At 54.4% G+C, this 23278-nt stretch carries 23 protein-coding genes and 1 pseudogene; 5 read left to right on the top strand and 19 right to left on the bottom strand.

Annotation, left to right across the window (positions count from 1 at the left end; genetic code table 11):
* The first annotated feature begins 21 nt into the window (after positions 1-21).
* The gene (locus tag V7Q49_RS03690) at positions 22-147 is read left to right on the top strand and encodes a hypothetical protein (RefSeq protein ID WP_333849382.1); all 126 of its coding nucleotides are present in this window, start codon (positions 22-24) and stop codon (positions 145-147) included.
* On the opposite strand, the gene V7Q49_RS03685 is transcribed toward V7Q49_RS03690, so the two are convergent.
* The 3 genes from V7Q49_RS03685 to V7Q49_RS03675 form a co-directional block, all read right to left on the bottom strand.
* Complete coding sequence (locus V7Q49_RS03685; protein ID WP_333849381.1) at positions 144-566, bottom strand: GFA family protein; 423 nt, start codon at positions 564-566, stop codon at positions 144-146. The genes V7Q49_RS03690 and V7Q49_RS03685 overlap by 4 nt on opposite strands.
* A gap of 72 nt (positions 567-638) precedes the next feature.
* The gene (locus V7Q49_RS03680) at positions 639-1154 is read right to left on the bottom strand and encodes a hypothetical protein (protein ID WP_333849380.1); all 516 of its coding nucleotides are present in this window, start codon (positions 1152-1154) and stop codon (positions 639-641) included.
* Between the two features lie 239 nt (positions 1155-1393).
* Positions 1394-1471, bottom strand: coding sequence for a hypothetical protein (locus V7Q49_RS03675; protein ID WP_225759512.1), 78 nt, complete (start codon positions 1469-1471; stop codon positions 1394-1396).
* A gap of 33 nt (positions 1472-1504) precedes the next feature.
* Between V7Q49_RS03675 and V7Q49_RS23505 the strand changes: the two are divergent.
* A pseudogene (locus V7Q49_RS23505) lies at positions 1505-1609 on the top strand (hypothetical protein); the annotation flags it as partial.
* A 74-nt stretch (positions 1610-1683) separates the two neighbouring features.
* Positions 1684-2619, top strand: coding sequence for a tRNA 2-thiocytidine(32) synthetase TtcA (gene ttcA, locus V7Q49_RS03670; RefSeq protein ID WP_333849379.1), 936 nt, complete (start codon positions 1684-1686; stop codon positions 2617-2619).
* 45 nt (positions 2620-2664) lie between these two features.
* On the opposite strand, the gene dbpA is transcribed toward ttcA, so the two are convergent.
* The 4 genes from dbpA to V7Q49_RS03650 form a co-directional block, all read right to left on the bottom strand.
* Positions 2665-4038, bottom strand: a complete 1374-nt coding sequence (gene dbpA, locus V7Q49_RS03665; RefSeq protein WP_333849378.1) for an ATP-dependent RNA helicase DbpA — start codon at positions 4036-4038, stop codon at positions 2665-2667.
* Between the two features lie 27 nt (positions 4039-4065).
* On the bottom strand, positions 4066-4239 hold the full coding sequence (ynaL, locus tag V7Q49_RS03660; RefSeq protein WP_333850480.1) for a proline-rich small protein YnaL: 174 nt from the start codon (positions 4237-4239) through the stop codon (positions 4066-4068).
* A 281-nt stretch (positions 4240-4520) separates the two neighbouring features.
* Positions 4521-5504 (bottom strand): zinc transporter ZntB, encoded by a 984-nt coding sequence (gene zntB / locus V7Q49_RS03655; RefSeq protein ID WP_333849377.1) that lies wholly within the window; start codon positions 5502-5504, stop codon positions 4521-4523.
* A 102-nt stretch (positions 5505-5606) separates the two neighbouring features.
* A complete protein-coding gene (locus V7Q49_RS03650; RefSeq protein ID WP_333849376.1) occupies positions 5607-6557 on the bottom strand; it encodes a methyl-accepting chemotaxis protein in 951 nt (316 codons plus the stop codon).
* A 756-nt stretch (positions 6558-7313) separates the two neighbouring features.
* Between V7Q49_RS03650 and V7Q49_RS03645 the strand changes: the two genes are divergently transcribed.
* Positions 7314-8546, top strand: coding sequence for a sensor domain-containing diguanylate cyclase (locus V7Q49_RS03645; RefSeq protein WP_333849375.1), 1233 nt, complete (start codon positions 7314-7316; stop codon positions 8544-8546).
* 44 nt (positions 8547-8590) lie between these two features.
* Complete coding sequence (locus tag V7Q49_RS03640) at positions 8591-9157, top strand: DJ-1/PfpI family protein (protein ID WP_333849374.1); 567 nt, start codon at positions 8591-8593, stop codon at positions 9155-9157.
* A 33-nt stretch (positions 9158-9190) separates the two neighbouring features.
* Here V7Q49_RS03640 and V7Q49_RS03635 read toward each other — a convergent pair whose 3' ends face one another.
* The 12 genes from V7Q49_RS03635 to V7Q49_RS03580 form a co-directional block, all read right to left on the bottom strand.
* Positions 9191-9670, bottom strand: coding sequence for a hypothetical protein (locus tag V7Q49_RS03635; protein ID WP_333849373.1), 480 nt, complete (start codon positions 9668-9670; stop codon positions 9191-9193).
* 12 nt (positions 9671-9682) lie between these two features.
* Positions 9683-11020: a VasL domain-containing protein gene (locus V7Q49_RS03630; RefSeq protein ID WP_333849372.1), complete on the bottom strand. Its 1338-nt coding sequence runs from the start codon at positions 11018-11020 to the stop codon at positions 9683-9685.
* A gap of 22 nt (positions 11021-11042) precedes the next feature.
* Positions 11043-11486 carry a type VI secretion system baseplate subunit TssE gene (gene tssE, locus V7Q49_RS03625; protein WP_333849371.1) on the bottom strand — a complete coding sequence of 148 codons (444 nt, stop codon included), beginning with the start codon at positions 11484-11486 and terminating at the stop codon, positions 11043-11045.
* Position 11487: 1 nt separating this feature from the next.
* Positions 11488-12048: a type VI secretion system lipoprotein TssJ gene (gene tssJ, locus V7Q49_RS03620; RefSeq protein WP_333849370.1), complete on the bottom strand. Its 561-nt coding sequence runs from the start codon at positions 12046-12048 to the stop codon at positions 11488-11490.
* Positions 12026-13111 (bottom strand): type VI secretion system baseplate subunit TssG, encoded by a 1086-nt coding sequence (gene tssG / locus V7Q49_RS03615; protein ID WP_333849369.1) that lies wholly within the window; start codon positions 13109-13111, stop codon positions 12026-12028. Before tssG ends, tssJ begins: the two co-directional genes overlap by 23 nt.
* Complete coding sequence (gene tssF / locus V7Q49_RS03610; RefSeq protein WP_333849368.1) at positions 13075-14829, bottom strand: type VI secretion system baseplate subunit TssF; 1755 nt, start codon at positions 14827-14829, stop codon at positions 13075-13077. Before tssF ends, tssG begins: the two co-directional genes overlap by 37 nt.
* Before the next feature lie 112 nt (positions 14830-14941).
* Positions 14942-15172 (bottom strand): hypothetical protein, encoded by a 231-nt coding sequence (locus V7Q49_RS03605; protein WP_333849367.1) that lies wholly within the window; start codon positions 15170-15172, stop codon positions 14942-14944.
* The gene (locus tag V7Q49_RS03600) at positions 15165-15656 is read right to left on the bottom strand and encodes a hypothetical protein (RefSeq protein ID WP_333849365.1); all 492 of its coding nucleotides are present in this window, start codon (positions 15654-15656) and stop codon (positions 15165-15167) included. Before V7Q49_RS03600 ends, V7Q49_RS03605 begins: the two co-directional genes overlap by 8 nt.
* On the bottom strand, positions 15653-16933 hold the full coding sequence (locus tag V7Q49_RS03595) for a PAAR domain-containing protein (protein ID WP_333849363.1): 1281 nt from the start codon (positions 16931-16933) through the stop codon (positions 15653-15655). Before V7Q49_RS03595 ends, V7Q49_RS03600 begins: the two co-directional genes overlap by 4 nt.
* 31 nt (positions 16934-16964) lie before the next feature.
* Positions 16965-18563 (bottom strand): type VI secretion system protein TssA, encoded by a 1599-nt coding sequence (gene tssA / locus V7Q49_RS03590; protein ID WP_333849362.1) that lies wholly within the window; start codon positions 18561-18563, stop codon positions 16965-16967.
* Positions 18563-22036 carry an ImcF-related family protein gene (locus V7Q49_RS03585; RefSeq protein WP_333849361.1) on the bottom strand — a complete coding sequence of 1158 codons (3474 nt, stop codon included), beginning with the start codon at positions 22034-22036 and terminating at the stop codon, positions 18563-18565. Before V7Q49_RS03585 ends, tssA begins: the two co-directional genes overlap by 1 nt.
* Positions 22033-23241, bottom strand: coding sequence for a hypothetical protein (locus V7Q49_RS03580; RefSeq protein WP_333849360.1), 1209 nt, complete (start codon positions 23239-23241; stop codon positions 22033-22035). Before V7Q49_RS03580 ends, V7Q49_RS03585 begins: the two co-directional genes overlap by 4 nt.
* Positions 23242-23278 lie beyond the last annotated feature (37 nt).

The following is a 23278-nucleotide window of genomic DNA, read 5'->3' as shown; positions in this document are numbered from 1 at the left end:
GCCACACCGGAGGAGGATCCCGTGATCAATCGTTTTGCGCTGTTTGCGCTGGCCTTCCTGGCCTGCCTGTGGTTCGCCCTCATTTTTGATGTCGCCAATATTGTCGGTCATCTCGGTGATATCCTGCAGCGGCTGGATGGCAATTAGTCCTCTGAAGCATCCTTAGCGCGATAGCTCAGCACGCCGGCTACACCCCCACCACCATCTTTGGGATGATGTCTTCCCTCCATCACCAGCACCTCCGGGAAATCAAACGGCGAGACGCCTTCAATGCAGGCGACATTGACGCCATATTGATCCGGCCTGGAACGCCGCTGATGGAAGGTATAAATCCCACAGACCGAACAAAAATAGTGCACCGCCGCCTGGGTATTAAAACGGTACTCGGTCAGGAGGGATTCGCCCTCAATAATGTCGATCCCGGACAACGGCGCGGAGACCGCAATTGCCCCGCGCATCCGGCAGAACGAGCAGTTGCAGCGTCGGATGGTGTTGAACCCGTCCGAGAGTTCAACGGTAAACCTGACCGCACCGCAATGACACTGGGCAGAGACTTTGTTCGCCATCACAGGCTCCTTTCAGAAAGCATGACCCACACGGGCGGCGTGTCAGCACGCCGCGTACCGGCTAAGTGTAATTCAGTCTCCCCCTCTGCTGCTAAATTCCTGCGCACTCTTTTTCAGCCAGGCTTCCTGAAAGAGTTGCTCTGAGTAGGTGAGTTTCATAACAGGCGCCAGGTACGGGGCATCAAGTTCAATAAGATCATTTTCATTCTGGTATTTGGCGTATTTATCACCGGCGAAAGAGATCTGTTTTTTCACCGCCACATATTTATGCTCCAGCATACTCTGAACCTCATCAAACCGGCTCTTATCCAGCTCAAGCATAATGGCGGTGATCCTTCCCGACTTATTGAAGATAACCGCGTTATTTTTAGCGCCCTCTAATCCCAGTTCGTTATTCGGAATAGAGAAAATATCGCCGTCGCTCCACTTACTGCGCCCCTCATGCAGGGCCGAAGGATAGGCTTTGGTGAACTGCGGCAGCGTGGTTTTACCTAACGTCAGACCCATCGCCGTGGTGTCCGCCCTGGCAGGTGAAATCATTGCCATTAAAACAAACATACCCAGAAGTAATTGCCACTGTTTACTCATCGTTAGCACCTCATCGTATCAGTCTTGTTTTTGCTGACCATCGTCTTCAGTACCTGTCTCTTCGCCATCGTACAGAATTGATCTTCAACAACACATGCGCCTTTTTAGTGAGTGCGCACGGCCAATACAGCACTACTTACTGAGCCAGGGATAGACGCCGTTAGGGTGGAGCGGACCGGGGTGAACGCATGAAAAAGCCACCAGCGAATGCCGGTGGCGTGGGCATGACGCACGGTCAGCTATTTTTTGACGGGTTGGGGCTTTTTATCGCCCGACTCCGGGGCCTCGCGCGGGTCATCTTTTTCAACATACTGCATGACTACCTCCCGTTTTTGTGGATGGACTACAACTATAGCGTTTGTTGCTCAAAACCAGCCAGGCGGCAAGCGTTTGCTGTAAAACGTGCTGACATTCACCGTCGTAATCCGTACCATACACGCCATACTTTTTCATGTTGACCTGCTGCCCCCCATCTTAACGGTGGGCCGCCTGGGCGGCTTTAGCCACAAACGAATTGAGCCACTATTAAATGTTGCAAAATCAAGAAATTAACAAAAAAGATCAGTACAACCTCAACAAATTGCAAAAGCGTCTGCGCCGCAACGTCGGTGAAGCCATTGCGGATTACAACATGATTGAAGAAGGCGACCGCATCATGGTCTGCCTGTCTGGCGGCAAAGACAGCTACACCCTGCTCGAAATTCTGCGCAATCTTCAGCAAAGCGCGCCGGTCAACTTTTCGTTAGTGGCCGTCAACCTGGATCAGAAGCAGCCAGGCTTCCCGGCGCATATCCTGCCGGAATATCTGGAGAAGCTGGGCGTTGAGTACAAAATTGTCGAAGAGAATACCTACGGCATCGTCAAAGAGAAGATCCCGGAAGGGAAAACCACCTGCTCGCTCTGCTCTCGCCTGCGTCGCGGCATTCTCTATCGCACAGCGACCGAGCTGGGTGCGACCAAGATTGCCCTCGGTCACCACCGCGATGACATTTTACAGACCCTGTTCCTGAACATGTTCTACGGCGGCAAAATGAAAGGGATGCCACCGAAGCTGATGAGCGACGACGGGAAGCATATTGTGATCCGCCCCCTCGCCTACTGCCGCGAGAAGGACATCGAGCGTTTCTCCGAGGCGAAAGCTTTCCCGATCATTCCGTGCAACCTGTGCGGCTCCCAGCCAAACCTGCAGCGTCAGGTGATTGGCGATATGCTGCGCGACTGGGACAAACGCTACCCGGGCCGCATCGAGACCATGTTCAGCGCGATGCAGAACGTGGTGCCTTCGCACCTGAGCGATATCAACCTGTTTGATTTCAAAGGGATTAAACACGGTTCGGAAGTGGTAAACGGCGGCGACCTGGCATTCGATCGCGAAGAGATCCCGATGCAACCCGCGGGCTGGCAGCCGGAAGAAGACGATTCTCAGCTGGATGAGATGCGTCTGAACGTTATTGAAGTGAAGTAATCTGTATGCGTCTCAGCGCTACCGCTGAGACGCTCTCCCGTCCGCTTATTTCAGCAGACGAACCTTGCAGGTTTTGCCTTTAATCTTACCGTTTTGCAGCTGTTTCCACGCTTTTTGCGCCACTGGCTGACGCACCGCCACATACACGTGCGCAGGATGCACCGCGATTTTACCGATATCAGCACCTTCCAGCCCAATATCACCGGTCAGCGCGCCCAGTACATCACCCGGACGCATTTTGGCTTTTTTACCGCCATCGATACAGAGCGTTGCCATCTCCGCGGCCAGCGGCACAACGTTGACGTTGGCCGGCGCATCGACCCAGTTCAGTTTGATTTGCAGCATTTCCGCCAGAATATTGGCGCGCTGCGCCTCTTCCGGGGCGCAGAAGCTGATTGCCAGACCGCTGTTACCCGCGCGAGCGGTACGGCCAATGCGGTGAACGTGTACTTCCGGATCCCAGGCCAGCTCGTAGTTCACCACCAGCTCCAGGGACTTGATATCCAGACCGCGCGCGGCCACGTCAGTCGCCACCAGCACGCGGGCGCTGCCGTTGGCAAAACGCACCAGGGTCTGATCGCGATCGCGCTGCTCGAGGTCACCGTGCAGCGACAGCGCGCTTTGTCCGGCCTCGGTCAGGGCATCGCACACCGCCTGACAATCTTTTTTGGTGTTACAGAACACCACGCAGGAGGCAGGCTGGTGAACGCTGAGCAGCTTTTGCAGCAGCGGGATTTTGCCGCGCTGGGTGGTATCGAAGAACTGCTGTTCAATCGCCGGCAGCGCATCGACGGTGTCAATTTCAATGGCGAGCGGGTTTTGCTGTACGCGACCGCTGATGGCGGCAATCGCCTCTGGCCAGGTGGCAGAAAAGAGCATGGTCTGGCGCGACGGCGGCGCAAAACGGGTCACCTCATCGATGGCTTCGCTAAAGCCCATATCCAGCATCCGGTCGGCTTCGTCCAGCACCAGGGTCTGCAGCGCGTCGAGGGAGACCGTGCCTTTCTGCAGGTGATCGAGCAGACGACCCGGAGTGGCGACGATGATATGCGGCGCATGCTGCAGAGAGTCGCGCTGGGCGCCAAACGGCTGACCCCCGCAGAGGGTTAAAATTTTGGTGTTCGGCAGAAAACGCGCCAGACGACGCAGCTCCGCCGCCACCTGATCCGCCAGCTCGCGCGTCGGGCAAAGCACCAGCGACTGGGTCTTATAAAGGGTGGCGTCGATATGCTGTAACAGACCAAGGCCGAAGGTCGCCGTTTTGCCACTGCCGGTTTTGGCCTGCACGCGGACATCGCGTCCTTCGAGGATCGCCGGCAGCGCGGCAGCTTGTACAGGGGTCATCGTCAGGTAACCCAACTCGTTAAGGTTATCGAGTTGGGCGGCAGGCAGTACGTTCAGCGTTGAAAAAGCAGTCACAGTTATTCTCGCGGTAAAAGACTCACATCAGCAGGCGCGTATCCTCGCAGATCTCCGCCTCTGATGCGACATTTTAATCGGGACTTCATCCGGTGGCGGATCCGGCATCGGCTGCGGACGCGGGATCGGTTCGGGAACGGGCACCGGATCGGTGGGAACCGGGTCCGATTGCCGCGTTTGCAGCAGCAGTGTTAAGAGCATGGCCATGTTACCCTCCAGGGGATCGGGTTGTCTCTTTTAGGGTAGTCGCTGCTGGGCTGCAGGCAAAAAAAAGCCGACTTATTTAAGTCGGCGTCGTACGAATCAATTTTGCTATGCAGTAATTCAAAAAAGGAAGTAAGACAATATGGAGCGCAACGCCCATCGCTTGACGTTGCATTCACCTGCGAGAGAGATAGTGCACCTAATGGGTAAATTGTTTTTTGACTTCGCTCAATTAAAATAGCGTTTCAGGCGCACCAGAATGTCAAAATAGTGCAAATTTACAACCATTTACTGCGATGTAACCACCACGCAACACCACCAATTAAAACTACTAACATGATGCAGAACAGTGAAAAGCCAAAGCGGAAGTCTCCACCGGGGATCCCCCCGAGATTGACGCCGAACAATCCGGTTAAGAAGGTGCTGGGCAGAAAGACCATCGCCATCAGCGACATGGTGTAGGTTCTGCGGGAGAGCGACTCCTGCATGACCTGGGCAATTTCGTCGGTCAGGATCGCCGTGCGGGCAATACAGGCGTCGATTTCATCGAGGCCACGCCCCAGCCGGTCGGCAATATCCTGCATTCTGCGACGCTGATCGTCATTCATCCACGGGAGCCGTTCACTCGCCAGACGGGCGTAAACATCGCGCTGCGGAGCCATGTAGCGGCGCATCACGATCAGCTGTTTACGCAGCAGCGCCAGAAATCCGCGAGGCGGAATAACCTGATCGATCAGGTTATCCTCCAGATCGATGATCTTATCGTGCAGCTCTTCAATAAACTCACTGGCATGATCGGTGAGCGCGTCGCAGACATCCACCAGCCAGCTACCGCAATCTTCCGGGCCGGTGCCCTCTTTTAAATCCCCGACGATGTCGTCCAGCGCCAGCACTTTACGCTGCCGGGTCGAGACAATCAGCCGCTCATCCATATAAAGGCGCATCGCCACCAGCTGGTCCGGGCGTTCATCGGTGCTGCCATTAATACAGCGCAGGGTAATGAGCGTTCCCTCCCCCATGCGGGTCACGCGCGGCCGCAGGCTTTCCCCGGCCAGCGCGTCGCGCACGTTGTTAGGCAATAACGGGGTTGAGGCCAGCCAGTGGGCGCTCTCCGGCTGGGTATAGTTCAGGTGCAGCCAGCAGGGATGTTGCTGATCGATAATATCGTCATTGGTAAGCGGTCTTGCCCCGCCCTTACCGTCGAGTAACCACGCAAAAACTGCGTCAGGAACGTTAACTTCCGATCCTTTTATGCCTTCCACAGCGCCTCCGCCAGTAGCTGTTCTTTGCTGTCAGTCTAGACACCCTGGCAAGTTAAGCAACACTTTACTCCGGCATCGCGCTGAATTTGCTCATAAAAGAGACTATTCCTGAAGCAAGCGCGGCGCAGAAAATGCCGGTTCCAGGTGGAAGTTTCGCGTGCGGGTCTGTAACTCAACCACCTGATTTTTTAGCACTGCCGAGGAGCCGGACAGCTCTTCTACCATCCCGACGTTACTCTGAGTGACGTTCTCCAGATCGGTTAACGCCTGAGTGATTTGCGCGATACCCTTCTCCTGCTCATAGGTCGAGGTGGAAATTTCATCCATCAGCCTGCTGACCTGCCCGGAGCCGCTGACGATCTCCTGCATGTTCTTCTCGGCTTCCGCCACCACCATTGCCCCCTGACTGACGTTGCTACTGGTCACAGCGATCAGCGATTTGATGCTTTTTGCCGCCTCGGCACTGCGGTGCGCCAGGCTGCGCACTTCTCCGGCTACGACCGAGAAGCCCTTGCCATGGTCACCGGCCCGGGCAGCTTCAACCGCCGCATTCAGCGCCAGGATATTGGTCTGGAAGGCGATACCGTCGATCATGGTGATGATCTCGGTCATCTGCTGGGCGCATTCGGTAATGGAGTGCATATTATTGGCAACCTGCCCCATCAGCTCGCCGCCCTTCTGCGCTTGTCGGGTCGCCACGTTGGCCTTCTCATTGGCGAGGCGGGTGTTATCAGCGGTGTTTTTGGTAGTGGCGGCCATCTGTTCCATACTGGCAGAGGTCTGGATCAGCGATGCGGACTGCAGCTCGGTTTTAGCTGCCAGCGCCGAACTGCGGGCGGCCAGCTGTTCAGAAAGCCCCATGGCCGTCGCGGAAGAGGAGCGGATTTCACGCACCAGAGTGGCAATGTTGCTCGACAGGGTGTTGATGCCCGGAATCAGTCGCCCCGCGCAGTTATTGCCAAATTCAGGGATCGTGACGCCCAGATTGCCACTGACAACCTCTTCAATGCTTTTTTTAACCGTATTGATGGGTACAACCAGGTATTGGGTCATGTAAAGCAGCAGAAACAGAAAGGCGATGACAAATAAGCTATTAAGTGAAATTAACAGAGAGGTTTGCGGTGCTAAAAAAATGACCAACCCATCAATTAACAGAAACACGACCACCAGATAAGAAAGAATAAAGGTCCTTACGCTAATGTTTCTGAGCATAATATATCCCACAACGGAATGTTTAGATGATAGGGAATATATAGCATTATGCTTTTAATTTTTCATCCTCATTTCATGAGGACAATTTATTAAAATTAAAGGTTTTGAAATTTACTTTAGGGAGGCGGTAAACGCTGTTAGGCCTCAGGCTAACGCGTATTACCTCTGATAAAAAGTATATTAAGCGCCTGACGCAAAGAAAAATCGCGGTCCTGGTAAATTTCATACTTAAGCCGCAAGCACACTCTGCGCGCAGATTCGTTAGCCGGACTTAAACTTCTCGATAATAAATATGTTCTTTGGGCCTTATTAAAAATAACACTAATGTTTTTTAACGCCTGTCCGATACTAAGCATATTTTCGTTTAAAACAGCGATTCTTTAGCTGAGAGCGGATAGTAAAACTTATTTAATAATTGCTGCTGCGTCAGCGGAGAATAAAACTATTCCAGTTGGTAAAATTTATACGAATTTCATACGAATATCACAAAAAAATCCTGCCTGACTCTATGAAGTAGAGTATGTTTCAAAGAAGCCCACGCGTACCGCTCCGTCGTGGATCTCAGGCACCTGACGTGCTGATAATTGAGACAGGCCTATGTCGCTTTCAGGGTTTACTGCGCTGGATCTGCTTAAAACACCCGTTTGGGTCGTATCCCCGATTACGGAGGATGTTCTGTTCGTCAATTCGGCAGCAAAAAAGATCATGCAGGGCGCGACGCTGGACGACCTGCGCAAAGGACTCTGCTCTGCACATGCTCAGGCGACGCTTGCGATGTATGTACCCGATTTAAAAACCCAGCAAGAGATTATCGAAATCTGGAGCGTGCAGGTGAATAACCAGCCGAGCAGCCTCAGCTGTCGGCTCTCGCTGGCTAATGTTGACACCTGCGGCGAGGTCATTATTTTTGAGGGTATTGCCCGGCAGCCGGTAGCCGGTCTCAAAGCCACCAGCTCAGGCACCTACCAGCGCAAAAAACAGGGGTTTTATGCCCGGTTCTTCCAGACCAACAGTGCGCCCATGCTGTTGATCGATCCGTCCCGGGACGGCCAGATCGTTGATGCCAATCTCGCAGCACTCCATTTTTACGGCTATACCCATGATGAGATGTGCACCAAGCACACCTGGGAGATCAATACCCTGGGGCGCAATATTCTGCCGGTGATGATGGAGATTGCGCGCCTGCCCGGCGGTCATAAGCCGCTTAACTTCGTCCATCGACTCGCTGACGGCACGACACGACACGTACAGACCTATGCCGGTCCGATTGAGATCTATGGCGATAAGCTGATGCTGTGCATTATTCACGATATTACCGAGCAAAAACGGCTTGAACAGGAGCTTGAACACGCCGCACTCCGCGACTCGTTAACCGGCCTGCTCAACCGCCGTCAGTTTTATAATCTCACCGATCGGGCTTCACCAACCCATCTTCCGGCCCAGCAGGAGTTCAGCTTACTGCTGGTGGATACGGACCACTTTAAGCGCATTAACGACCTGTTTGGGCATCAGAAAGGCGATGAGGTGTTGATAGCCCTCGCGCGGATGCTGGAGAGCGGTTGTCGGAAAGACGATTACGTTTTCCGCTGGGGTGGCGAGGAGTTTGTACTGCTGCTGCCCCGCACCTCGCTGGACGCGGCGATGCAGATCGCAGAAACCCTGCGTGCGGCGATCGCCCGCATTGCCCTCCCCGGCCTGCCGCGCTTCACCGTCAGCATTGGCGTAGCGCGGCATAACCCGGATGAAAGTATCGACGATCTGTTTAAGCGCGTGGACGATGCGCTGTATCGCGCAAAGAATGATGGTCGTAATAAAGTGCTGGCGGCGTGATGTCGCCTTCTGTCTTTTAATGTATCCCTTGAGGAGTGATTAAGATGAGCAAGAAGATCCTGATGCTGGTCGGAGATTACGCTGAAGATTACGAAACCATGGTGCCGTTTCAGGCATTGCAGATGATTGGCCATCGGGTTGACGCGGTCTGTCCTGACAAAGCCAAAGGCGACTTTATCATGACGGCGATCCACGATTTTGACGGCGCCCAGACCTATAGCGAAAAGCCTGGTCACCGCTTTATTCTCAACGCCGATTTTGCTGAAGTGAAAGAAGAGGATTATGACGCCCTGTTAATTCCGGGTGGACGGGCACCGGAATATCTGCGGCTGAACGAACAGGTGATCAAACTGGTGCAGGCTTTTGACCAGGCACGTAAGCCGATTGCCGCCGTGTGCCATGGTGCTCAATTACTGGCAGCCGCCGATGTCCTGAAAGGACGTACCTGCAGTGCCTATCCTGCCTGTGCGCCGGAAGTCCGCCTCAGCGGCGGGTACTATGCAGACATCGGCATCGATGAAGCCTATGTCGATGACAATCTGGTCACTGCCCCCGCCTGGCCTGCCCATCCGCAGTGGCTGGCGAAATTTGCTGAAGTGTTGCAGAAGTAAGCGTAAGTGGGATATTAGACAGGCTCGGTGGTTTCAGGCCAGCCTGTCAACCGCATCAAAAAAGCGCTCTTCGGTCATGTTGAGGTTCTCTTTTGCACTCTGATGTGGGTGCCGAATAAACCAACCCGTTTCCGGCGCCATGCTCAGATAAAACACCTGCCTGATTCCTGGCGCATCGACATGCAGGGTAACAATACCCGTTTCGCTGCCATTCCAGAGCTGCTCCGGTAGGATACGGACGCTACGGTCGCCGTTTTGCAACCGGATGGCGGTGATGTCATACCGGCATATACCGCTGTTCAGGCTGTAGCCAACGGTGCTCAGATCGTGGAGATGTTTGGTTGAAAACGTCACCTCAATGCCAGACCCCGCAAACCACTGGCCTATTTGCTGCGCAAGATCGTCCATTCGTACGCGAAATGCCCTGACTTCTGCGTCAGCGGATTTTATGCCGGGCGGTATCCCGTCGTTACTGTGCTGCACTTTCCTGAAAAAACGTTCTCTGGCTGACACGTTATCGTCCTGTTATTCCGTCTTGTTTTGTTTTAACAATGCATACCGGGAGATGAGTTGCTGCAGATGCAGTTCCAGCTGACTCTGCTGCGCAGCAGGCCAGGGCTCGCCTTCTGGAACCGCGGCCAACTGGCGCAACTGCTCCTCTGCCGGAACAGTGCCGCTAAAGGATTGCGTGATGGCAAAAACCGCTGATTTCAACTCGCTGACCGTCATGTATTTGCCCTTCTGTTCATCCAATGCATTTAGCCGGTTCGCCAGTTGCTGTAACTGGGTCATCCCCTCATGCCAGCCGTTCATATTTATTGCCGGAAGTGCAGTCGCCTTCATCTGCTGATGCCACTGCTGCGCCAGGGCTTTGCCCTGTTCAGTCCATAGTTTCAACGCCTGCTGCACCAGGCTATCGCCATAGCTGAGAGCCCAGTCAGGCTTTAACTGTAAAAGTCGGGCTAACTGTTGCTGTGTTTGACGGATACCCATCTTGGGTGACAGTGCCTCCGGTCGGAGCGACTGTAGTTGGTCGGCTGAAAGCGTTACGGGCAAAGGAGCAAGGGTGGCCGCAAATTTTACCTGCATAGGGTCAGGCTGGTGCATCGCCTGCCATCCCAGTATCAGGGTTCCGGCCATCATTAGCATAGTCATCATCCCCGCGACAAAAGGCTTCCAGGGCTTCGCCGACGCATGGCTATCTTTTACTTCAGGTTGTGTGACATATACCCTTTTAACTTGCTCTATTGTCTCGTCAGTAGGGATGCCGGCAGCAATATAAGCTTCAGCGGGTATGATAACGCCTTCTGGCTGCGTGCTGTCACTCCCGCCCATACCCGCATTTTTTTCAAGCCGAGCCGCGGCGTTTCGCATCAGAGCGCACAGCGCACCGAGCTGGCTGCTATGTTTTAATTCCAGACGCTGCAGCACGTCGATAAGCGCGTTCAAATGCCCTTCAGCCTCATGTAGCTGGCTTAAATCTGCAGACGTCAGAGTCAGCGTGCGCATCACCTGCTGCAGTCGTTTGCTGAGCGCATTCAGGATTTCGACCCGCACATGCACCGGATGAGGCCAGATTTTGCCCCACTGCCGGACAACCAGCGCCTCCAGTATCGCCAGCCCTTCATTCAGGCCATACAGCCCAGCCAGGTGGGTGCGCACAAGGGTGTACCAGGCTGTTGTCTGGAGTTCCACACCGTTGTGTTCAAATAGCAACAGGCTCAGTTTTTCCGCTTGTTGCCAGTTCACATCCGGACGCGCCGGATGGCTCAACTTATTCATTTCATCGCGCAGGGCGGCGTAATCCGCAAGCGTACGCGGATCACCACCGGTTTTCAGGTGGCGTTCAGGATGTGTTGTCATGGGGGGCAGCCAGAATTAAAAATTATAGTGCGGAGCGGGCATCCAGATACTGCTGTTGTTTCAGATGGCGGATGAGCACCCGGCCTTCGGGCATAAATTCGGTGCCGTAGCGCACCAGGCCGATACCTTTAAGTTCGGCGTCAATGGCGTAGCGCAGTTCGCCGGGCTGCGTCTGCTCCAGCATGACCACCGTGATTTTGCTCAGGCGCGGTTCGTACTTCAGCAATACCGCCGACAACGTGGTAATCAGCTGATGTGCCGAACCCGGCATCCCCTGCAGGATTTTGGTCATATCCGGCAGGCCATAGTCCGGCAGATGCGCCAGCGTACCGGCGCGACAGTTGAGGATACGCTGCATATTATCCAGTACCGACAGAATGGCCTGGTTTTCCTCGTTAACGCTGTGCAGGTCAAGGCCTCCGGCGAAATTGCCATACAGCATTTCATACAGGGAAGGACGGGGCATTTCAGTCCTCCTTGAACGGTTGCAGCGTCAGTTGATTGTTACTGGCTTCCAGAACACGCGGCTTGTCAGGATCGAGGTCTTCGCGCCCAATCACCTGCTTCCAGGTGTTGTTGACCATATCCGGATGGCGGAACAATCCTGCCACTGCCACAAACTGAGCATCGGCCTCCATCGGCATATTAAGGCTGACATCTTCACCCGGTTTCACCACAAGGTCGCGGGTCGCCAGCAGGTCGGCTTTCAGGATCGTGTCGCCGTCCTTAAGGAGTTGCTGATAAACCGTTTTGTCGAAGATTTTGCGGTCTTTTAGCTGGTAGACACGTACCACCACCGGCTCAGAGAGTGAGTGGCTCTCGCGGGAATCGGTGTTCAGTGCTTCACGCGCCGTGAAATCCAGATGGAGCACCTTTATTTTTTTGTAGAAAACAGCATTAAACGCCGATTTGGTACCATCGGCGACGCCCTGCGTAACCCCGCAGCCAGTCAGACTGAATGCCATCAGGGGCATCAGGGGCATCAGGGGCATCAGCCAGAGCGTTTTAGTCAAACTTGTACGTAACACGTAGGTTTCCTTGTTGTGTTTTTGCAGGCTTCAGGCCGGTGTAGTAACCCAGCTCTGTCGTAAAGGTCGGCGGGATATCATCTGCAATCTCATCCTCATCAGCCCCCAGCACACCGTTCATCCCGAGCCAAAACGGGCCCACGCCGAGCGGCGGAACGGCCAGCAGGCGGGTCCGGGTGGTCAGGGTGATCTTTGCCTTAAAACGCCAGCCGAGATAGACACGCAGCATCACCAGAAAATCCAGATACAGCAAACCATCCGGTTTCCAGCCCTGCGCCTCTTGTTCATTATCCGTCGTGAGCGCAACCAGCAGTTGGCTGTTGGGATCCATCGCTTCGTCACCCAGCGGCGTATTGCCATCCAGCAAAAAATCATCATCGCCGTAAAAACCCAACGGCTGGCTGATTTCAACTGGCCGCAGGCAGTACGGGCTGACCTGCACGGTGGTATCCGGGGCCAGCAGGCTCACCAGAGCTTGCATACCCTCCTGGGTTTTCCCCGGTTGCTGCAGCACGCCCAGCAGCGCCAGAAAACGGGACACCGGTGTGGCAATGTGGTCCGCGGTGCCTGGTATGCCCAGTCCTACCAGGCCAAGTAGCGACTGAGAAATGCTGTCAGTGCCGCCCGGCTCAAAGGTGGCCGGATAAGAATATTTCCGCCAGATGCGGTAAAACTGCGTCAGGATGCGGTGGCTGAAAATATCCAGGAAGCCCTGCAGCACGTCATGTCCTTCCCGGCGCTGGGTAATGTCATCGAGATAGGCTGTCGGCAGTGGTGAGTCGACACCATATATCCCCACAAACGTGGTACGAATAACCGGTGGCTTGCTGTCATCGTCTTCGTCATATTCGACGGTTTTCAGCTCGCTGGCCGGAAACCCCATTCCCGGATGCGGCGCAAAGCGTACCGGGTCATCCGCGGGATGGCTGGTCGAGCCCATCAGCGGCCTGCCCGGATTGTGCTTCTCCAGCAGCTGACATAAACGGTAAAAGTTAATTCGGTTAAGATCGGCTTCCAGCCGCGGGGTCAGCCGGGAATGCGGCGGTTGTGCTTCTCTTCCCATTCCAGGCGCTCTCCGGTCGGTTGCAGGGTGATAATCAAGCGGTTAAACAGATAGATGTCGGTATAGAGCGCGAAGAAACGGCTCAGCATTTCGCCGAACAGGCAGATGTCGCCGCGCCCGGCAAAACCGTGGCTGTCGAGCGTCACCTCAATCTGCACGCCACGGACAAGATAGCCCTGCTCAAAGCGCTCGGTTTCGCTGTGTTTCACATCGAGGATGGCTTCCAGGCGGCGGCGGTTCATCTCGCTGTCGGTCCATTCATACAGCGCCAGGGTTCCGCGCAGCACGTCGGCATTATCCATCATCGACAGGAACCCGCTGCCAAGATGGCTCAGCACGCGCCAGTGAAAACGGTCCTGCGCCGGAGGATAGCAGGGCAGCGTCGGCGCACACAGGTTACGCACGGCGATGCTGGCTGAGGTGGTTTTCATCACTGTATCAAGCACGGTGCTTTGCAATGCGCGTCGCGGCAGCTGGCCATTGGTGCCGGTAAGCGTGAGGGACAGGCTTTCGTTTTCCGGCACCGTGTGATTATCAAAGGCTTCGCCGCCAAGGATTAGCCAGGTGTTATACAGTCCTGACGGACCGCGGCGCACGCGGGTATGGTAATAATACTCCGGCGCTTCATGACGCATCATGCCGCCTTTGTGGCGGAAGCTGGAGAACGGTACATAGTTATGCTGGCTTGAGGAGATCACCGAGTCGACGGCATAAATTTCGGTATGGCCATCCTGCACGCGCATCGGGCGCAGCATGTATTCGGTCTGCAGTGAATTCAGCGTCAGCGGGTCAGATTCCAGCGGGAAAAGGTTAATCACCGGTACGCAGTTCAGGCGCAGATGCTTTTCGGTAAAGCTGAAATCATGCTCCCAGCGTTCCGCCAGCACCACGTGGATTTCAAACCAGGGAAGCTCAGCCGGAAAGACGACGGTCTCCAGCCCGCGCAGGCCCGTGAACATAAATTTCTCGCGGAAGGTGAAGTACTCCAGCAAAAGCTGATAACCGCTAAAGCTGCTGCTATCCTTCGGCCACAGCCCGTCATCATCGCCGAATCCCAGCGCGGTGAAATACCCGTCGAGTGGCTTTCTGTCCGTGTCACCCGGCATCCGCAGCCAGAGACGCGCAGTATTCATGGTAAAGGCTTCATGCATGGCGCAGGCCAGCGGTGCGTCTGCATTGAAGTAGAACGGGATCTGGCTGAGATCGGCACGGCTCCAGTCGGCAAGCAGGCTGCAACTGAAGCGCAGGCTGATGACCGAACGCCCGTCAGGATCAGTCGACAGGCGGGCATGCTCCAGTGACAGCGGCTGAAGGGTTATCTCTTTGGTGGTGGTGTACCGGCAGCGCGTGCCCTTCTCGCCGATCGGCCGCGAATTGACCCCGAAGCCTCTGGCAATGCGCATCGGCTCTTTCATCTCGCGCCAGTCGGGTGTGAACTCCACCACCGACATTGACGGAAGGGTGCGCAGGTATTGTGGCCACAGTAGGCTGACCAGCCCTTCTGTCAGCTCCGGCAAATCATCGTCAAGCTTCTCTCGCAGGCGGCCCATCAGGAAGGCAAAGCCTTCGAACAGGCGCTCCACATACGGGTCGCGCGCGCCCGCTTTATCCAGATTGAGCATTGCCGCCTGTTCGGGATGAGCGCGAGCGAATTCTTCGCCAGCTTCCAGCAGATAGCGCATTTCAGCGTCGTAATAACGCAGGGTTAAATCGTCCATAGATAACCAATATGATTGAGTGACTTACTGTGCTCAGGAATAAAGCGAAGCCATGACAGCTTACAACTTAATGAAATGAGATAGTACCGACTAACATTTTTTGCTTAATCGCTTAAAAACCAGAAGAAATACGATATAAATAACAAAAAATGCAATATTCGATGTACAAAAAAAATAACCAAACCATGGAATAGGTTTCGTCAACCAGAGAATCCAGACGTGTTCCAGTTAACACAGGTTCATACGTGTATTTGATATCCATAAATGAAAGGGAAAGAACTGCTGTACTGGCCAGTAAAAATAAGGCTGCGGGTGCACAAACAAGCAACAGACGCTTAATCATTCTCAACTCCCTGGGACTGACTAAATGTTGTGGGAGCATAACCGCTCGAACCTTTTCCGGCGAGCCCACGTCCTCCACATACTGATGGTGGGAGTACGTATTCGGTGGCCATTCCCGGCATCCATCCATCAGGGCGAGCAGCGCATTTCACATAGCCTTTACTCTCAAGAGTCGAAGTATACATAAAGGAAAAAATGACAGAAGTGACGATAAAAACACCAATCAGACCTATAAAGATCCTGTTTGTTTTTTTGCATTTAATAATTGCCTGCTTCTCTCCGTATCGCATGACCATATACCAGTATATACATGGAAAGAGAAGAATTAACGGAATCATTAACAGAGCGGAAACAATCGGTGAAAATACTATATCATTTCCAAATCCAAATAACTCAATAAATGCATCATTTGCAAACCAAAGGGAGCCTAAGGATGAAACACACCAAATAATAACATTCCCCAAAAATCTCCGCTTCGCACTCATAAGTCAATTACCTGGGGAGCCAGATCGCCAACATATCTTTTAACATACTGTTTTATTTCAGATTCTATTACTTGCCGCCCTTTTCTGAGCATTCCATCAATATACATAGCTCCCAAATCGAGTAAATCATTTGAAATTTCCCGGGATTTTTCAACAAACTCTTGCTGTGCAGATTCGATGTACGGTGCCATGAACTCAATCAGACTATCCGTAATACGGTATTTCCTATCAAGCGTGTTTAACACCCAAGCTAAACCAGCTCCAAAGACAAGAACAACAGCGATATTCAGGACTATATACGCAGACATTGTATATAATCCAACAGCATAAAGCGCTGCCGATGTAATTCCTACTTTGACGATATCAGTAGCAAGCGTCCCTAGGAACTTTGCAAGAGTTGTTTCATCATTCAATATAAAATCAATTGTATCTATTACCGACACATATACAAAACCGAGAATCGCACCTTGAATGATGGACTTCTTTAATCCAAATTTTCCAATTCCAGCTTCGATGACTTTGGGGTTCATCTCTGCAAAGACAGGGGCATTGAGTGTTTTCCTGATTGCTGCATAACCACTGATTTTTATCAGGCGTGTTCCTTTGTGGTTAACAAATACCGTTGCGGTTATACCGATGCTTCCCAGTTTGTAAACCATAGCTGAAGCACTGGCTGCATCATCGATATTCGTTGCATATGTTTTAACAGTATTACCAACGGGATTTGCCAAAGCATCTTTCCATGTTTTCTTTACAAAATCCCAACCGTCAATAATCCGCTGACATTCCTCCAGCGTCAGTAAGAGAAAATCATGTCTGTTAGCTCTGAGCATCCCTCGAACATTGTCATCCGGTACGGTATGAGTGTTAATTAACACAGGATATCCTGGCGCTAACATTGTATCCGCCTGTGAGCTAGCCAGAAACGCCTGAGAAAGAGCATTCGCCAGAGATGTCTTTCTAGATTCTCCTGCTGCTGAAGTTGCCCCGGCTGAATTCTTCTCATACGTATCATCCATCATCGATGGAATAAATTTAGCCTTACACGGACATGAACTGTAGCTGTCGAGTGTTCCGGCCATTCGCCTGCCGTGTATGGTATCGTTGTCGATGCCACCGGCTATCCTGTAAAGCCCTACATTGAGACCGCAGGTTACGCTGTCCTGTTCCCGGGCAACCGGTCTACCAAACAGCCGGTGATCCTCTGCACCGGTGGTTATTCTCCCCCCGCAGGTCGTTTTGTCCCCCTGCACCAGATAAAAGCCTTTTGCTGGCATACGTTTCCCTTTTAGCTGAATTCAGTCCCGGTTATCCGCAAAGCACCGCACTGCCTGCCGGGTCCAGCGCAATCAGACCCGCCAGAAGCTGGTCCATCTCTGGCTGTAACCGCGTTTTATCGATTTCACTGCGGGCGGCTTTCATGCGCAGCAGTCTGAGGCGGCGCGATTTCACTTCAAATAGCAGCGCCGGCGTCCACTGCGTGAGAGTGATTAACTGCGCTGCACCGTCAAGTTCATCCAGCAGATGCAACGCCAGTTCATTTTTGCCCTTTTGCTCGGCAACGCGGGCCATCAGCAGGCGTAGCAACCATTTGTCTTTTGTGGAGTCGATACCCGGACGGGTCTGCAGCCAGTGAAGTGTGGCATCCAGGCCGTCAGTGTCCGCTTTCTCCAGCGCTTCCGGCTCAAGGGCCAGAATATCATTGTCCGTCTCACTGACAGCGCTGACCGGCTCATCCCTCCAACCGGACATATCGTCCAGCACGCTCTGGTTTATCCAGTTGAGCGTGACCTCATCGGCAAACGGCGTCCCGTCGTTAAAAGCCAGAGTTTCAAGGCCGGTGAGGCGGCGCAGCAGCCCTTTCAGGTCGGCGGTGATGATATCGGCCAGCACATCCTGCCCCAACTTCATCAGGGCCTGATGGATATACCACTGCAAATCCAGCCAGAGGTGATTGGCGCCGCGCGAGAAAGTGTTGTCAGCCTGCTCCAGTATCTCCAGCCAGCTCTGCTGCAGGTACAGCCGTTTGAGCATGGCCTTCTGGTCAGCCCGGGGCGGTTCGATGCGCGTTTTCCCTTCGGCATCCGGCGCAGGGATCGCTCTCAGCGTGTCGTGACGCAGACTTTTCATCAGTCGGTGTGCGGCAAGCCAGCCATCGGGCTGTTCGCGCAGATACCCTGTCAGAATTCGGGCCTGGGCCAGTAAATCCTGACCGGACGTGATGCGGCTCAGGACCGGTGCGTCATGTTCTGTTGAGAGTGAAGCCTGTGATTGCGCCTTGTTACCCGCGTTCTGCGGTACCACGGCATCCACGCCACCGGCCTTCATCAGGCGGGATTCCAGCGCGCTGTACAGAGCATTCAGCGCTGGCCGTGACGCGTCCGGCTCTGTCTCCAGACTGTCGCGAATAAGCAGCAGCGCACCGGCCGTGTGCAGGGCATCCTCGCGTACTACTTCCGGCCAGAGTGTCAGGCTGTCGAGCACACGGGAGCCCGCAAGCCACTCCAGCGCCGGTTTACGGCTCCGCTCGCGCTGTGGATGAAGTTGAGCGCCGTAGCGTTGCAGCAATCCCGCCAGCAGTTCAAGCCCTTCGGCAAAGCCGGTTTCGCCGTCCTGGTGCAGGCGCGCCCAGCAGTAATAAGTGGCAACCCGGATATCTTTGGCGGTAGTGGTTAGCAGCTTTTCAGCAAGCGTGCATATCAGACCGGTATCAATGCCGGAAAGTTTATTGACCTCCTCCCGGATGCGCTGGAAATCATCGTCATATCCCGGGTCTTCTCCCGTCGGACGGGTAGCGCTGACCGGGGCAAGCCAGGGTTGCCAGCTTTCCGTACGTGCCTGCGCCTGCTGTCGCAGCAGATTTTCATCCATCTGACAGGCAGCAACCAGGTTCGGCAAAGAGTCCATTATTCAATTCCGTCCATATCACTGTCTTCCGTTTTGGTCATCAGCGCCTGAGCCGTTGCCGCGCTGTCGACGCTGAATATCTGCTCCGGCAGCGTGAAGCCACGCAGGGCCAGTAACGCCAGTGGGCCACTGCCCAGCTGTGAGCGCAGTACCCACTGCAGGTTACGACCATCCGGCGCGGTGAAACTCATCATCCACTGGCTGCGGTCAAGCTGCTGGCGCTTGCCCTGGTCCAGCCAGCGAATAAAGCCCCAGACCCCGCTGTAATCCCCGAACAGGCGCGCACCGGCGTTGACCGTGGTCCAGGTCAGCATGGTTCCCGGCCTGTACGTCTCTCCCGGCCAGCGGAAGCTCTGCCAGTCGGCCATCTGGTTGAAGTAATGCAGCTTTTGTCCATCGATGGTCAGCTGGGTTTCCACCACCTGCGGGACCGGGCGCGCCTGCAGCTCAAAGCTGATACCCTGGCTGCCGTCGGTGAACAGAATGTCCGACAGCTGGCTCAGCTGGTTAATGGCCCGCAGGAAGGCCGGGTTAAAGCTCAGCCCCTGGCTGTTGACCTTATCCGGCACCCACTGGCTGCCCTCCTTGTGCAGCACGCCGCTGAGCTCCGTCGTGAGGAAGCGCTCTATGCGCCCGCTGTCCTTGCGCACAAACTCAGCCAGCATCGGCAGGGAGGCATCACTTTTACCTGCAGCAAACGGGAAACGCCCGTCAAACGCGGTATGCCAGTTTGCCACCACGGCGCGGCTCCATTTATCATTCAGGCTCGCCGCCGACGGCTGAAGCACGGTCTCCCAGGCCTGAGTCAGCGGCTGCACAAACATCGTATTCCCGAAGCCGCTCCACTCCTCGCCAAGGCTTGCCGAAATCAGGCTGCCGTACTGCTGTGTGTCGGTGAGGTCCACGCTTTTGCCCTGGAATACGGTCTGCGCCAGGGTCTGCATCATCTCCTGCGGGTCGGAGGCGCTGGCCACCTGCTGCAGGCGCAGGCGCACGCGGGTGATACGGGTCAGATACGTCTGCAGGCTCAGGGAGTTATCCGCTGACATGACGTTGCTGCCTGTGTTTTTGCCCAGCAGCTGAAGCAGCGGGCCAAAGGTTTCATCCAGCGGCCCCTGCGGGCCTGACGCAGACTGGTCAATCACGGGTTTGTCCTGCCCGCCTACGAGGTCTTTAGCTGATTTGATGAGGGAGTCCGACAGGCCTTCGCTTTGCTGACCGGTCTGTCCCTGCCAGGCAAGGGTATTCATCAGGGCAATCAGCGGCGACTGCCGGACATCACTCATCAGCGTCAGCTGGTCGGTGACATCCGCAATGTTGTTTGCCGGATGAAGTCTCAGGTTGTTGAGAAAGCTCAGCCAGCTGCCGGCAAAGTCGGTGAAGTAACGTTGCGTCAGACGGGCTTTCAGTGCTTCCGGCGACAGGTCGGCTGATACAGCTTTATGGGCATCGCTCAGCACCCAGTCGATTTCATCCCGGCGTGAATTTGCAGCCTTATCGATAGCCGGCTGAATACCGCCCTCCCAGGCCTGGCGGGTGAACATGCCCGGCACCACCTCCCCGGTGGTGAACAGCCTGCGGGCATCGGTTCCGCTGGTCATGTCTTCCAGAGACACATCAGCGAAGTTACGACGCACGGATTTGAGCATGTTCTCATACAGGGTGCTTTCCGCGTTACGCCGTCCAATCTGCTGCAGCAGCACCTGTCGGCTCTGACTGACCAGCTGCGCATCCGGCGTGATAGCCCACTGTGGCTGCGCTGGCAGTTCGGAAATATAAAAAGCCCACAAATCCGGCGCCAGGCTCTGCCAGAGGCTGGCTGAGATACCCGTTCGCGTCGGCTGCACGGCTTTCATGGTTTGCGCGTAAAACACACCGTCGGCTTTATCCGGTCGGGACATCATCAGCCAGGCCTTCAGCTGGTCGTAGCCCGGTTTCGCCAGCTGTACGCGCTGGTCGCTGTCAGGAGCGGAGTTTGCCAGCGCGCTGAGCTTCTGCTTCAGAGCGGTATTCGCCGGGTCGCGTATCAGGCGGTTGTTCGCCGCGCCGTACCAGGGAAGCATCGCATCGAGCAGTTGCTGGTTATGGTCAAGACCGAAGCGCTGATACCAGGGCGTGCCCTCCTGAACATTGTGCAGCAGGCGACCCGCGTCGTTTCGCAGTTCGTGCAGGGCCGTCAGCTGGTCATCCGGTACGGAAGGATGCTCCACCAGGGCATGGGCTTGTTGCGCCACAGAGACTATCTGCTGGCGGTTGACCATAAACGACAGCAGCGTCCCCGCACTCCAGAGACCGATGATGGCCATCAGGGTCCAGGCAAGCGTCCTCTCCCACGCCATGCCGACGCGGCGGCCACGTACACGAGTGCAGTCGTCAACGATTCCCTGCCAGGTCGCCGGCAGGGTCAGGGCATGGCGTTGTGACTCCGGGACATATTTCTCAGCGTCGGCTGTCCCGCCTGACGGATGAGTGGGTTTATTCTCCGGCAGGCTGAACATCAGGCCGCGCAGCGGAATGCGCTGCTGGGAGGTATAGAGCCATGGCAGAAGTTGCTGAGCCCGGCGGGCGATACCACCCTCTTTCAGGTTCTGGCCCAGACGCAGCAGGAAGTCGTGGCTGTTGTTCTCGGCGACCTGCCTCATCCCCTGCCCCCGCAGGGCCGGAAGCATCAGCTCAAGCTGGCGGATAATATCGTCTTCTTTTGCACGCAGGGGAAAGCTTGCTCCCACTGCCTGCTCAGGACGCATACGCTGCGACCAGCTGCTGTCGCACAGCTGCCACAGCCAGACCGGGGCGGAATAACGGAGCAGTTCGCTGATTTTTTCCAGTCCGCGTAAATCGTTGTCGCTGATTTGTGGGGTCAGGTTAAGCGACTGGGGCATGACACGGACAATCCCGTCCAGCGGGCGTCCGCGGCGCAGTTTGCGCAGCGCGGCGTATTTTTCGCGGTCAGGCTCCGATGCCAGGCTGCCGCCGTAAATCAGAACGGTACGGTTGCCTTCAAGCCACTGGTTTTGCTGCAGGCCGGGAACCAGCTGCTCGATTGCCGCCTCATCGCCAGTGATTAACAGCAGACGGACTTTGCTACGCCAGTAAAGACTAATACGAGAGCGGAGATGCGCCCGAATTCTGTCACACATGGCCACCGCAGGGTGAACAGGGACTTTTTCACCTTTCCGTTTCTTCTTCTCGTCGTCGCCACGAATATCGTCGATGAGAGCATTAAACTCTTTTTTGCCGGCACTGAGAGCAGCCCGCAGGAGCACAGCCAGCATGATAAATGTGCACCCGGTAATGCAGCCCCCGCCAATAAGCCAGTAAATCTGCTGCTGGCTACCGTCTTCCAGCCCTGCCATGTCTGGATGCTTCCAGACCACAAACGTCATTATGGCAAAGAGTAAAAAGAGAATAAATGCGACAGAAAGATAGCGGCCTTCCGTAGTCTTCGGTGCGAAAGCAAAAGGTAACTTCACGGATCCATCTCCTGTCGGGAAGCAATCGGGGTGATGAGCGTGCTCCACAGCACATTCTGTGTGGTATCACCGCAGATAATCATCTGTGGTGCCTGTGTTTGTTGGGCAATTTCAGTGGCGGCAGCGATGGCCAGCCAAGGGGCTGCGGCTCCGGCATGTCCCATAGACCTGTCGAGTGAAATGACGGAGTCGTCTGCTACAGACTGCGCAGGATGAGCATTCTGACACGCGATCACTTTTGCATGCTGCTCACCCGTCATCCCGGAAAGCCATAAATTTTTCACTACATTTTCTTTGAGTGGGACATTATAAGCGGCCATATTCATCCCCTCGCTCAGTTCACCTGGAGGGGAAGCATCTGGCCGGTGCAGCAACGCGAGAGGTTCGAGTGCATTCTGTGTCAGGCGGTTGCCCAGAAGCAGCGCTACACCGGCCTCAGCTGTGTTGTCGGAATCGGCTGGATTAAACTGGAGCCCCACAATCAATAACATTGCATTATCTTTAATACGTACATTTAACCAGCGGTCAATTACGCAAAGCCCGCTCCCTTCACCATATTCAACAGGAAGAGCGATATTATACTTTTGCCAAGCCTCATCCCAGTAATGGCGAATGCTCTCCAAAGGCAGGGATGTTGTTATATCAAAAACTACGACCAGTGGTAATTTGTCAGGAATTTGTGCAAAAGGAATGTGAGCGATTAACTGTGAAAAAATGTTAGTTATCACGAATTTTGGCGAGTCCTGCGGGCTAGAAGAAAACTGGCTCATTCGGATGCTTTCATTACCATCCCGGTCGACCTGTGAAATGATGATGCTATCGTTGCTTTGCATGGCAATAGCTATATCTTTCTGAGCAACTGATGAGTGGCCGGTAATAAATGTTGCATTCAGTACCTGTAGTGCACGCCGTGCCTTACAGGTTTCGCGTAGAATCCAATGTTCACGCTGTTTGTCAAAAGCGTTTGCTTTACTATCCTGTAATGCCCAAAGAAGAAGACATGAAGAAAACAGGACACTCCACAAAGCAATAGGTAAACCTAGAGCTAATTCCCAAAAGAACATGTTTTCGACATAACTCCCAAATATACGCATTAAGTTAATACTAATAGAAAGCATGACAACCAGAGCAATAAACCAACGAGAAAATCTCAGAGGTTTAGGCCTGGGATAACGTTCTGGAAAATATTTAAGTGTATATGACATTCATTTTCTCATATTACAGGATAGCCAAATTGGCTTG

The sequence above is a fragment of the Leclercia sp. genome, from assembly GCF_036780805.1.
Taxonomy (GTDB): domain Bacteria; phylum Pseudomonadota; class Gammaproteobacteria; order Enterobacterales; family Enterobacteriaceae; genus Enterobacter.
Note: the sequence above shows the minus strand (reverse complement) of the source record. Positions and strands in the feature narration are given on the sequence as shown.

Excerpts from the sequence above, each read along its gene's own strand:
- V7Q49_RS03595 (WP_333849363.1), bottom strand. The coding sequence starts at position 16,933 with ATGCCAGCAAAAGGCTTTTATCTGGTGCAGGGGGACAAAACGACCTGC.
- ttcA (WP_333849379.1), top strand. The coding sequence starts at position 1,684 with ATGTTGCAAAATCAAGAAATTAACAAAAAAGATCAGTACAACCTCAAC.
- V7Q49_RS03650 (WP_333849376.1), bottom strand. The coding sequence starts at position 6,557 with ATGACCCAATACCTGGTTGTACCCATCAATACGGTTAAAAAAAGCATT.
- V7Q49_RS03645 (WP_333849375.1), top strand. The coding sequence starts at position 7,314 with ATGTCGCTTTCAGGGTTTACTGCGCTGGATCTGCTTAAAACACCCGTT.
- V7Q49_RS03600 (WP_333849365.1), bottom strand. The coding sequence starts at position 15,656 with ATGAGTGCGAAGCGGAGATTTTTGGGGAATGTTATTATTTGGTGTGTT.
- V7Q49_RS03685 (WP_333849381.1), bottom strand. The coding sequence starts at position 566 with ATGGCGAACAAAGTCTCTGCCCAGTGTCATTGCGGTGCGGTCAGGTTT.
- V7Q49_RS03680 (WP_333849380.1), bottom strand. The coding sequence starts at position 1,154 with ATGAGTAAACAGTGGCAATTACTTCTGGGTATGTTTGTTTTAATGGCA.
- V7Q49_RS03640 (WP_333849374.1), top strand. The coding sequence starts at position 8,591 with ATGAGCAAGAAGATCCTGATGCTGGTCGGAGATTACGCTGAAGATTAC.
- tssE (WP_333849371.1), bottom strand. The coding sequence starts at position 11,486 with ATGCCCCGTCCTTCCCTGTATGAAATGCTGTATGGCAATTTCGCCGGA.
- tssF (WP_333849368.1), bottom strand. The coding sequence starts at position 14,829 with ATGGACGATTTAACCCTGCGTTATTACGACGCTGAAATGCGCTATCTG.
- V7Q49_RS03630 (WP_333849372.1), bottom strand. The coding sequence starts at position 11,020 with ATGACAACACATCCTGAACGCCACCTGAAAACCGGTGGTGATCCGCGT.
- V7Q49_RS03605 (WP_333849367.1), bottom strand. The coding sequence starts at position 15,172 with ATGATTAAGCGTCTGTTGCTTGTTTGTGCACCCGCAGCCTTATTTTTA.
- tssA (WP_333849362.1), bottom strand. The coding sequence starts at position 18,563 with ATGGACTCTTTGCCGAACCTGGTTGCTGCCTGTCAGATGGATGAAAAT.
- V7Q49_RS03675 (WP_225759512.1), bottom strand. The coding sequence starts at position 1,471 with ATGCAGTATGTTGAAAAAGATGACCCGCGCGAGGCCCCGGAGTCGGGC.
- ynaL (WP_333850480.1), bottom strand. The coding sequence starts at position 4,239 with ATGCTCTTAACACTGCTGCTGCAAACGCGGCAATCGGACCCGGTTCCC.
- V7Q49_RS03580 (WP_333849360.1), bottom strand. The coding sequence starts at position 23,241 with ATGTCATATACACTTAAATATTTTCCAGAACGTTATCCCAGGCCTAAA.
- tssG (WP_333849369.1), bottom strand. The coding sequence starts at position 13,111 with ATGGGAAGAGAAGCACAACCGCCGCATTCCCGGCTGACCCCGCGGCTG.